Annotated in this window: 5 protein-coding genes; 1 reads left to right on the top strand and 4 read right to left on the bottom strand. The window is 70.2% G+C overall.

The features are described from left to right. Positions 1 to 111: 111 nt before the first annotated feature. The 3 genes from ACH9D3_RS13330 to ACH9D3_RS13340 form a co-directional block, all read right to left on the bottom strand. Positions 112 to 1,332 (bottom strand): heparan-alpha-glucosaminide N-acetyltransferase domain-containing protein, encoded by a 1,221-nt coding sequence (locus ACH9D3_RS13330; RefSeq protein WP_396411305.1) that lies wholly within the window; start codon positions 1,330 to 1,332, stop codon positions 112 to 114. Further along, positions 1,322 to 5,386 carry a Pls/PosA family non-ribosomal peptide synthetase gene (locus ACH9D3_RS13335; RefSeq protein WP_449555780.1) on the bottom strand — a complete coding sequence of 1,355 codons (4,065 nt, stop codon included), beginning with the start codon at positions 5,384 to 5,386 and terminating at the stop codon, positions 1,322 to 1,324. Before ACH9D3_RS13335 ends, ACH9D3_RS13330 begins: the two co-directional genes overlap by 11 nt. Positions 5,387 to 5,863: 477 nt before the next feature. Next, positions 5,864 to 6,856, bottom strand: coding sequence for a hypothetical protein (locus ACH9D3_RS13340; RefSeq protein ID WP_396411307.1), 993 nt, complete (start codon positions 6,854 to 6,856; stop codon positions 5,864 to 5,866). A gap of 212 nt (positions 6,857 to 7,068) precedes the next feature. Here ACH9D3_RS13340 and ACH9D3_RS13345 point away from each other — a divergent pair, with 212 nt between their 5' ends. Further along, complete coding sequence (locus ACH9D3_RS13345; protein WP_396411329.1) at positions 7,069 to 8,511, top strand: amino acid permease; 1,443 nt, start codon at positions 7,069 to 7,071, stop codon at positions 8,509 to 8,511. Positions 8,512 to 8,804: 293 nt separating this feature from the next. Here the strand turns inward: ACH9D3_RS13345 and ACH9D3_RS13350 are convergent, their stop codons facing one another. Continuing rightward, complete coding sequence (locus tag ACH9D3_RS13350) at positions 8,805 to 10,811, bottom strand: glycosyl hydrolase (RefSeq protein ID WP_396411308.1); 2,007 nt, start codon at positions 10,809 to 10,811, stop codon at positions 8,805 to 8,807. Positions 10,812 to 11,255: the final 444 nt, after the last annotated feature.

The following is an 11,255-nucleotide window of genomic DNA, read 5'->3' on the forward strand; positions in this document are numbered from 1 at the left end:
CGACATGGCTGGGGACTCGGCGGTCAGGGATGGGGACTCGGCGGTCAGAACAGTGCCGAGCCGGGGTGTGCGGGTCCGGGTCGAGGCATGCCCGGGCCGAGGGTCAGGCGGTCAGCGCTCGGCCACCTGCCGGGAGATGCGCTTCGAGGTGCGGGCGACGAGCTTCTCGAGCGGCCCCTGTCCCACCGCGCGCTGCCACGCGACGGCCAGCAGGCCGAACACGGCCACCTGCATCCAGAACCAGAACCCCGGGTGCAGGTCGTGGATCCCCGTGGCGAGGAAGAGCAGGTGCAGGGTGTAGAGCGTGAACGTCATGGACCCGGCGGCGGCCAGGGGCGTCAGCCACTTGCCGACCACTCTCGCCAGCAGCAGGAACGCCCCGAGCGCGAATCCGGCCATGCCGAGGCTGATGAGCAGCGCGAGGGGCGTGTTGGTGTGCGGGCCCGGCACCACGAGCCACCAGAGAGTGGTGGTCGGCAGGGACGGCTCCGGACCGAACACGAGGATCGCGTCGATCTGCTCCTCGGACATCCACGGGGTGGCCGACCAGATCCGGTCGTAGACCCCGAACACCAGCAGCGCCGCCATGGACACCGCGTAGGCGAGCAGCGCCAGCGCCGCGCCGGCGCCCGCGAGCCACAGCTGCACCCGCCGGCTGGTGAGGTTCATCCGGCCCAGGGCGATCCCCGCGCACAGGTAGGCCATGTACGGCAGGGCCGGGTAGGTGCCGGTCAGCAGCAGCTGGGACAGGACGGTGACCGGCTCCGTGACGAGGTTCCACAGCGTGGGATTGCCGTAGACGTGCGCGGGCAGGACGTCCAGGGACCACTGCATCAGGAACGGTGCCACCAGGAGGAACGCGGCCGAGCTGACGAGCAGGTGACGGATGCGCAGGCCCAGGAACGGGATGGCCAGCAGGAAGAACATCCCGTAGTAGATGAGGATGTTGTTCACCGGCGGCGCGACGAAGCCCACGAGGAACCCCACGAGGGCGATCACCGCGGCACGGCCCACCAGTCCCGCCCGGTCCCCGGCCAGCCGCCGCCCGGTGTGCGGAGTACGGCCGCCGGAGAGGAACGCGAGGCTGACCCCGGCCAGGGTCGCGAAGAGGGCGGCCGAGTGGCCGGCGAACAGGGACCAGCTCAGCGAGGCGCGCTCGTTCTCCGCGTCCCACACGGGCAGGGTGTGCACGGCGACCATGCCGAGCAGGGCGAAGCCCCGGGCGGCGTCCACGCCGATCAGCCGCCGCCGGGTGCGCCTCCCGGAGGCCCCGGGGACGTTGAGCACCGCGGTGCCCCCGCCGCGCGTGGCGGCCGCACGGTCACCGCTCACGGGTCGGCCCTCCGGCAGACGTGGTCCCGACGGCTGCGGACGAGGTCCCGACCGCGGCGGACGTGGATCCGACAGCGGCAGACGTGGCCCCGGCGGCCGCGGACGTGGTCCCGACGGCGCCAGGTGCGGACCCGTCGGCTGCCGCCACGGCCCCGGCGACGCCGCCGTGCAGCGGACGGATCGGGTTGCCGCCCCAGGTGCTGCCGCCGGGCACGGTCTCCTGGGCCATGACCAGGGAACCGGGGCCCACGGTGGCGCCGGCCTCCACGGTGCTGCCGGGGAGGACGAAGCTGTTGGGCCCCAGGGTGGAGCCGGCCTCCATCGACACGGGCTGCAGCCGCATGATGCGGTCGTGGAACAAGTGGGTCTGGAGCACGGTGCCGCGGTTGACGGACACGCCCCGGCCCAGGTGGACCAGGTCGAACTCGGGCAGCCACCACGTCTCGCACCACACGCCCCGCTCGATCCGGGCGCCCATCAGCCGGGCCCAGACGTTGAACACCGGGGAGCCGACGGCCAGCCGGATGAGACCGGGCACGGCCAGGGACTCCGCGAAGGTGTCGGCGAGCTCGTTGCGCCACACGAAGGAGCTGAACAGCGGGCGCTCGCCCTCGCGGAAGCGGCCCATCAGCGCCCACTTGACCAGCACGGGGACCAGGGCGGCCAGCACACCGGCGGCGAGCACCACGGGCGTGGCCCACAGCAGCGCCGAGACGATCCCGTCGAGGCCGCCCCCGGCGTTCATGTAGACCGAGGTGAGGACGAAGACGATCGCGAGGTCCAGCCACGCGGTGACCATGAACGGCACCACGCGCAGGGACTCGACGAGCGTGCGGGCCACGACCAGCCGCCGGCGCGGCCGGTAGGTGACGGCCTCGTCCGCCGCGTCGGAGACCCGGCTGATCGGTGCGGGCATCCGGCCGAGCCAGGACGTGCCGGCCTCGGCGTGCTCCGGGGCGGAGGAGAGCACCGCGACCAGGGAGTCCTCGGGGACGTCCCGGTCCGGTCCCACGATCGCGGAGTTGCCCACGAAGGAGCGCTCCCCCACGGTCGAGGGACCCACGTGGATCCAGCCGAAGCCGATGCGGGCGGAGCTGACCATCGAGTGGTCGGCCATGAAGGAGCCGGACTCGAAGGTGGTGAGGTGCGGCAGGGTCTCCACGGTGGAGATCTCCACCTGCCGGCCCACCCGGGCGCCCAGCAGCCGCAGGAAGAACGGCGTGGCGATGGACGCGTAGACGGGGTAGGTGGAGACCAGGCTCTTCTGCAGCAGCACGCCCGTGAGCCACACGGCCCAGCCCACGGTCCCGTCGGCGGGGTGGTGGCCGGGGCGGATCAGCAGCGCGAGCGCACGGACGATCAGCACGAGCATGGCGAGGTAGACGAGGACCGTGAGCACGGCGAAGACGGGCACCCACAGGGCCATGACCGGGAAGACGAGCTCGTACAGCTCGATCCCGCGGACCTGGGAGAAGACGAGCAGCGCGCCCGGGACCACGGCCAGCACGGGCAGGAGCCCGACCGTGCCGAGACCGAGCACGTACAGCAGCCCGGTGCGGAACCGGTTGCTGCGGCCGGGGCCCCACTCCAGCCAGGACTCCCGGGCGGCGCCGAGGTCCACGAGCGGTGAGCCGCCCTGCAGGCGGCCGGCGGGGACGGTGCCGGTGACGTGGGAGCCGGGGTCGACCTCCGCGCCGTCCTCGACGACCGCGCCCGGGCTCAGCAGGGTGCGGGTGCCGACCCGGGCGCCGGCGCCCACGGTCACGCCGTCCAGGTGCAGGACGTCGCCCTCCAGCCAGTAGCCGGAGAGGTCCACCTCGTGCTCGACGGCGGCGCCGTCGCCGATGCGGGCCATGCCGCTCACGGGGGGCATCGTGTCGAGGTGGGCGTGCCGCCCCACCCGGTTGCCGAGCAGCCGGAAGAACAGCACCATCACGGGCGTGCCCATGAGGGGCTCGAACTTGTTGAAGATCAGGATCCGCTCCGCCATCCAGACCCGCAGGTGGGTCCAGGAGCCGCGGGCGTGGGCGCCGGGGCGCAGCCGGGAGGTCAGCAGCCGGATGAACAGCGCGGTGAGCACCAGGCGCCCGGGCAGGGCGAAGAGCACGAGCCAGCCGAGCACCAGGGGCAGCAGCGGCGGGTTCGGGACCCACCCGGCGCCCAGCAGGTTGAACAGCAGCCACACGACGATCGCGGCGCCCAGCACGTAGCGCAGCCCCGAGACGGCGTAGAGCCCCGCGAGGAAGGGCAGCTGCACGAGGCCGTTCCAGCGCGGCGTGTCGGCCACCCGGCGGGCGCGCGCGGCGTCCTGGGCGACGACGTCGACGCCCGACAGGGTGGCGAGGTACTCGTGCATCCCGGTGAGCGTGGGGTTCCGGTAGATCTCGGCGATCTCGGCGTCCGGGTAGGTGCGGCGGATCTCGGAGACGAGCTTGGCCACCGCCACGGACGTGCCGCCGAGGGCGAAGAAGTCGCTGTCCTCGTCGACGGGCAGGGGGCCGAGCTGGTCCGCCCAGAGCGCGGCGAGCCACTCGAGCTCGGCGTCGATCCTCGAGCCCTCGGCGGTGGAGCCGGCGGACGGCAGCGGCCATGGGAGGGCCTTGCGGTCCACCTTGCCGGAGGTCTTCAGGGGCAGCTCGTCCATCAGCGCCAGCGCGGGCACCATCTGGCCCGGGAGGCGGTCGGCGAGCAGCCGGCGGGCGTCCTGGAGGTCCACCGAGCCCGGGGCCTCGGCCACGAGATAGCCCACGAGGACCTGGTTGCCGGCCGGGGTGGTGTGCACGGCGGCCGCGCCGGCCTGCACGCCGGGCAGCCGGCTCATCTGCTCGTCGATCTCGCCCATCTCCACGCGGCGGCCGGAGATCTTGACCTGGTCGTCGGCGCGGCCCACGAAGACGATGCCCTCGGGGTCGGCGCGCACGAGGTCGCCCGAGCGGTAGGCCCGCTCCCAGCCCAGGGTGTCCATGGGCGCGAACTTCTCGGCGTCCTTGGCCGGGTCCAGGTAGCGGCCCAGGCCGACGCCGCCGATGATCAGCTCGCCCTCCTCGCCCCAGCGCACCGGGGAGCCGTGGGCGTCGACGACGGCCAGCTCCCAGCCGGGCAGCGGCAGGCCGATGCGCACGGGCGGCTCCCCGGTGAGCACGGCCCCGGTCGCGATGACCGTGGCCTCGGTGGGTCCGTAGGTGTTCCAGACCTCGCGGCCGGGGTGCACGAGGCGGGCGGCGAGCTCGTTGGGGCACGCCTCCCCGCCGAAGATCAGCAGGCGGATGCGGTTCAGCGCCTCGGCCGGCCACATGGACGCGAGCGTCGGGACCGTGGAGACGGCGGTGATGTCCCGCTCGACGAGCCACGGGCCCAGGTCGGTGCCCGAGCGGACGGTCGCCCGCGGGGCCGGGACCAGGGCGGCGCCGGAGCGCCAGGCCAGCCACATCTCCTCGCACGAGGCGTCGAAGGCCACCGAGAGTCCCGCCATCACGCGGTCGCCGGGGCCCAGCGGGCGCTTGGGCAGGTAGAGCTCGGCCTCGGCGTCCACGAGCGCGGCGGCCGAGCGGTGGCTGATCGCCACGCCCTTGGGCTTGCCGGTGGAGCCGGAGGTGAAGATGATCCAGGCGTCGTCGCCCGTGCCGGGCTGCCGGCAGTCGGCGCCCGCACGGACGCCGGCGCGCGGTGCCAGGGCCAGGCCCGCGCCGTAGACGGCGCACACCGAGGCCTCCTCCCACACCGTGCTCGCCCGCTCGTCGGGATCGTCGAAGTCGACCGGGACGTAGGCGGCCCCGGCGAAGATCGTGCCGAGGACGGCCACGTAGAGGTCCACGGTCCCGGAGGGGACGCGGATGCCCACACGGTCCCCGCGGCCGATGTCGAGGTCCCACAGGCGCTGGGCCTGGGCCTCGACCCGCTCGAGGAACTCGGCGTAGCTGAGCACCGTGGTGCCGTCGTCGACGGCCACCGCGTCCGGGTGCCGCGAGACGGTGTCCATGACGATGTCGACGAGCGTGCGGGGCGCGGGCGGGGACGAGACGGGGAAGACGGCGCGGCCCGGGACCTGCGGCATGGGCTGGGTGTGCAGCGCGCGGTCGAGGACGTCGCCGTCCTCGACCGGGGCCTCCCCCGGGTGCCGGTCCTCGAGCAGGTGCCGCCCGCCTCCGTGGTGGGTCGAGCCGCTGCGCGTGGTCGAGCGCACTGTCATTGATGTCCCCCATCGACGTGTCCGCCGCTGTGGATCTGCACAACGGCCGGTGCCGGTGGGGACGGACGCGCTCAGGGACCGGCCGGGACCGGCTGGAAGGCTCCTCGGGACGCGCGCGAGTGGTCGGCGCGGCGCCAGGAGTGGATGTTCGGCCTCGATGCCCCCGCACCGGCCTTCCCCCTGAGCCGGCTCCCCCGCCGGCTCTGTTACTGCACCGTACGGCCGGTTCCATTGCTATAGCAAGTCAATGCAGGCACCCCGACGCGCTCCACGGCACGCCGTCCGCCCCATCCGCCCCGGAACGGCGCGGATCCGGTGCTGACCGGGGACGACGGGGAGAGATCAGTCACGTGCCCCGGCCGGGCGCTCCGCGGCGGTCAGCACCTCGCCGAGCACGCGGGCCTCGGGCAGCTCGAAGTGGTCCACGCCGTCGCGGTAGCGCACGCTGGTCCGCGTCCAGCCGGCGGCCTCGTACCAGGCGTGCCCGGCGGACGCCGCGGCGAGCGCGTCGAACGGCGCGGAGGAGTCGGTGCCGTCGTCCTCGAGGCCCACGTCCCAGTGCAGCAGCAGCTGCTCGCGCTGCTCGTCCGTCGGCTCCGAGGACGCGGTGGACGGCGCCCCGCCGCCGCCGGAGAGCACCGCGCCGCCCCCCTCCAGGAAGTCGGCCCGGTCGGCCAGCAGCTCGTAGCTGATGAACTCGGCGCCCCCGGAGTATCCGTGCAGCCAGGTGCGGGATCGGTCGAGGTCGTACTCGGCGAAGATCCGCTGCTCGGCCAGGGCCAGGAACCACTCCGCGTTGCCGTCGAGGTCCTCCCACCACGTGGGCTCGCCCTGCCGGTCCGGGGTCCGGGGCGCCACGAGCACCGCGTTGTGCGAGCGCGCGACCGCCGCGAGGCACGAGACCTTGTGCTCCGGGTGGTGGAACTCGTAGGCCCCGTCCCCGTGGAAGCGGAAGACCACGCCGACCGGCTCGCTCCAGTCGATGCCGTCGGCGAACACGTGGTAGCTGCCGGCCACGCCGTCGTGCTCGAACGGCACGTGCAGGCGATCGGACGGGCCCTCCTCCCAGCGCACGCCGCCGGAGAGCACCGGGCCGTCGCTGAGCGGTGCGCCCTCGCCGCGCGGGGCGGTGCGCACGCCGTCGAGACCGTAGGGGGCGCAGGAGACCTGCTCCGCGGGCGCCGGAGCGGGCTGCCACGCCCCGCGGACGGCGAGCGTCGCGGCGACCAGGAGCAGAACCGGGACCAGGAGCACACCGGTGAGAAGCGCCACATCGGCGATCCGGCGGGAACCGCGGCGCGCCGCGGCGGCGCCCGGTCCGGTCTGCGATTTCACCCGTCCATCCTAGGGGGACGCGGCGCCGGCGGCTCGCCGCCGATTTTTGTGATCGCAACCCTTGACCCATAATCGGCCAGGACCGTTCGGGGGGACGGCGCCCCCCACCTCCTCCTGCCGTGGTCCGTCCACCGCACCAGAGGAGAAGATCCCGCGTGACCACCACCGCACGCCCTCGGGCCGAGCAGAGCAGTCCTGAGACCCAGGAGCAGCTGCAGGCCCAGGACAAGCTGCACCGCAGCCTCAAACCGCGCCACCTGACCATGATCGCGCTCGGCGGCGCCATCGGCACCGGCCTGTTCGTGGCCTCGGGCAACACCATCGCCACCGCCGGGCCGGGAGGGGCGCTCCTGGCCTACGTGGTCATCGGCTTCATGGTCTTCCTGCTGATGCAGAGCCTCGGCGAGATGGCCACGTATCTGCCGGTCTCAGGGGCTTTCGAGGAGTACTCGACCCGCTTCGTGAGCCCGTCCTTCGGCTTCGCCATCGGCTGGAACTACTGGTACAACTGGGCGATCACCGTGGCCGCGGAGCTCGTGGCCGCCGCGCTGATCATGCGCTACTGGTTCCCGGACGTGCCCTCCTGGATCTGGTCCGGGTCCTTCCTGGCGATCCTGTTCGCGCTCAACGCGCTCAGCGCCCGGGCCTACGGCGAGAGCGAGTTCTGGTTCTCGCTCGTCAAGGTCGTCACCATCGTGGTCTTCCTCGGACTCGGCATCCTGATGATCGTCGGCATCCTGGGCGGGGAGTCGCCCGGCTTCGAGAACTGGACCACCGGGGAGGCGCCCTTCGTGGGCGGCGGTCTGGGCATCCTGGCCATCTTCATGGTGGCCGGCTTCTCCTTCCAGGGCACCGAGCTCGTGGGCGTCGCCGCCGGCGAGGCGGAGAACCCGGAGAAGAACGTGCCGCGCGCCATCCGCACGGTGTTCGTGCGGATCCTGCTCTTCTACGTGGGCGCGATCACCGTGATCGGCTTCCTCGTCCCCCACACCAGCCCCAACCTGCTCACGAGCGGGGTCGAGGACATCTCGATCTCCCCGTTCACGCTGGTCTTCCAGAACGCCGGGGTCCTCGCGGCGGCCTCCGTGATGAACGCGGTGATCCTCACGGCCATCCTCTCCGCCGGCAACTCCGGGCTCTACGCCTCGACCCGCATGCTCTGGGCGCTGGCCGAGAGCGGCAAGGCCCCGCGCTTCCTGGCCAGGGTCAACCGCCGCGGCGTGCCCATGAACGCGCTGCTCGCCACCACCGTGGTGGGCGGGGCGTCCTTCCTCACCACCTTCATCGGCGACGGCGACGCCTACGTGTGGCTCGTCAGCGCCTCCGGGCTGGCCGGGTTCATCGTGTGGATGGGCATCGCGTGGAGCCACTACCGGTTCCGCCGGGCGTACACGGCCCAGGGGCACGACCTCGCCGACCTCCCCTACCGGGCCCGCTTCTTCCCGCTGGGCCCGCTGGTGGCGCTCGCGCTGTGCGCCGTGGTGATCCTCGGGCAGAACTACCAGGCGTTCCTCGGCGACATGGACCTGACGTCCGCCCTGACCGCCTACATCGGCCTGCCGCTGTTCCTGGCCCTGTGGCTCGGCCACAAGCTGGTCACGGGCTCGACGATGGTCCGCTACGAGGACGCCGACCTCACCCGCGTCCGCGACTGACCCGCACCGCCCGGCGATCCACCGAGCCCCAGCTTCCGGCTCACCACGACCGCCGAGCCCCCAGTCCAGTATCGATTCCTTACGAATATGCCTGGGGACGTGCGACAGGGCTGGTGACTCGGTGCGGCCGGTCGAGAGCACAGTTATCCCGCCGGGCTGAGTCCGTCGGGAGGCCTGCCCCACGGCGTCCACGGCGCACACAGGACGACTTCGGCAGCGCCCAAAGCTGTGGCGGGTCGGCCGGCCGCATCCGGTTCCACCCCCACTGCCTAATCTGCCTGGTCGTCGGGGGATCACATCGCCCTGATGTCATCGAAGTACACGGTGCCAGTCGGTCGATCTCCGCCCCTACCGATGTACAGGTTGAATCGTGTGACCGTTGCCAGACGCTCCACGTCCAGGAACTGGTCCCTGTGCTCGGTGTCCCATGGTGCGGGGACGAAGTCCGCGAAACGAGCAATAACCTCGATACCGGACGTCTCGTGCAGGCCGAAACCGTGCTCGAAATACGCCCCGTCCGCGACGATTTGCAGAGTGGCACCGTTCGAGGACCCGTCGCCTTGAACCCACAGCTTCAGTGCAGTGTAGGCGGACCAGTCCTGATCAACCGCTTTGCCGATTCCAGCATAACCGGCGCCCCCCACGTCGTATGCATAGGTCAAGCCGTAGTTGCCCGATGCCTTGTGCGTGCTCGTAAGGGCGATGGACCCCGAGTTGAAGTGCGAGTACATCTCGGACAATGCCGCGTCATCTCCGGCATAGCCTTCGAAGTCGTCCACCCAACCATGGGGCAACGGAGATCGCTCGCCGAGAAGGACGACTACGGAGTCGATGTGCCTTCGGTGATCGACCAGAGCCATGACATTGACGGTGACTGACCGGTTGTCGAGCCAGGCAGGATCTATCTCCCAGGTAGCGGACCAAAATCCTTCCTTGTCATGGGTCATCTGGACAGCGGCACCATTGTCCACGTTGAAAAACACCTGCACGCTGGTGGCTCCGGTAATGCGTGCTCTGACCACAACGGCAGCCGTGGCCACCCGTTCGCGATCAGTTGGGGTGACCAAATGCATGAACGGCCCCTTACTGACCGATCTGGTCTTCGTTGAGAAAACTCCGGCCACATCATCCGCGAAAAGCGTACGGGGATGCTCGGCGTACCGGCGGAAGTCAGGCAGCAACGGGTGCCCCCCATGACCATCATGCGCCGGAAAAGGCACGTAGGCGCGGTCGGTACCGCCCCAGTTCGCCCAGGTCTGCATGTACGCGATGCGTCTGGCGACCGGATCGACGCTGATCGCCGACAGCAGATCAGTGAACCAGGTGGGATTCTGGTTCTCCTCGCCGTATTCGCCGAACTCGGTGTATGCGGGAACCTTGCCACGGCTATCGGCCAGCTCGACAATCATTCGCAGGTCAGTGACCAGTGTTGACAGAAATTCGGCTCCGCCGGCGGACCAATCGTAACTGTCGTATCCGAGTACATCGACGAATCGATCGCCCGGGTAAGTCCGCATGTATCCGGTCGGTTCACCGCCCCACATACCTGCTGGTGAGTATGCATAAAGCAGGTTATTGACGGAGCAGGTGTCGCGAAGGTATTCCACTGTGAACCGGAAGAGCTCGATGTACGCACCGGGGGTGGTGTACTCCGCGCCCCACCAGAACCAGTCGCCGTTGTTCTCATGCCAAGGTCGGAAGATGATGGGGATAGGCGTACCGTCGTCGGTCACGGACCCCCGGAAGACGCGGGCGATCCCGTCGAGGAACGCCCGAAACCTGCTGTGCCGGTCCCCGCCCGGCAAAATGCGAACGACCACGTTGCCGCTGGTGTCGTTGAAGTCCGTCCCGTTGACAAAATTGGGCAGATGCGCGCTGACAGTGGAGATGCCACCCAACCGGTGCGCATCCTGAACCATGCGGATAAATGACGCCTCGTTCTCGGCGCGCCCGGCCCACGCTGCGCCGGGTATTTCCTTGCCTTCAAGTATAAGAGTGTCCCAGCCGAAAAGAGCCGGGTGGTCACCAACAGCGGAAAGCGTGTCGGATTTCCTCCCGTCCGGAGTCTCGAAGGAAAATCCGTAGGTGGTGTCGTTCTGGTGACCGAACAAGATGCCGTGTCCCTGGACACTCTTCAAGTACGCAAAAAGCGAGCGCGTTTCGGCGGTCGCCCCGTCGTCGACCAAGTCAACCGAAGGCCAGCGGCCTCTCATCAGCCGGGCGTGCGCGACCCCTGACAGTACCGGGATACCGGCAGCTGCGACAAGGAATCCGCGTCTGGTCGGTTGACTGCTGGACATCGTGTGTCTCCTTCGGCGAAGCCCACCGGCCTGCGGGAAGCAGTGAGCAGCGATGTGATGGGCGACGTCAGGACCTGTCAAAGTGAGCATGTGCCTTCACTGCATCTCATTCTGACAGCACAGCAATCTTGGTGGCTGGCACAGGGAACACCGAACGGAGTATGTCGGCGGCTGAGAAGCATTGTCATGGGCTGCGTCAGCGAAGCATATCGGCGTTCAAACCGACGCTTCAGGTACAACCGCGCCACACACCGAACCCGACTGCCTTCGGCTCCGTTGGCTCTCCGACTTCAACCCGTACGTACCCATCAAGTGTTACGTCCGACGATGCAGCAAGTACACATCGTCGGACGCCCGTGGGGATGGCTGCCCCCCACGCGCCACCGCGGACGGGGACGGGGACGACTACACATCTTGAGGAAGCAATACGCACAAGTGAAACAG

The organism is Kocuria kalidii (assembly GCF_044462225.1).
GTDB lineage: Bacteria > Actinomycetota > Actinomycetes > Actinomycetales > Micrococcaceae > Kocuria > Kocuria kalidii.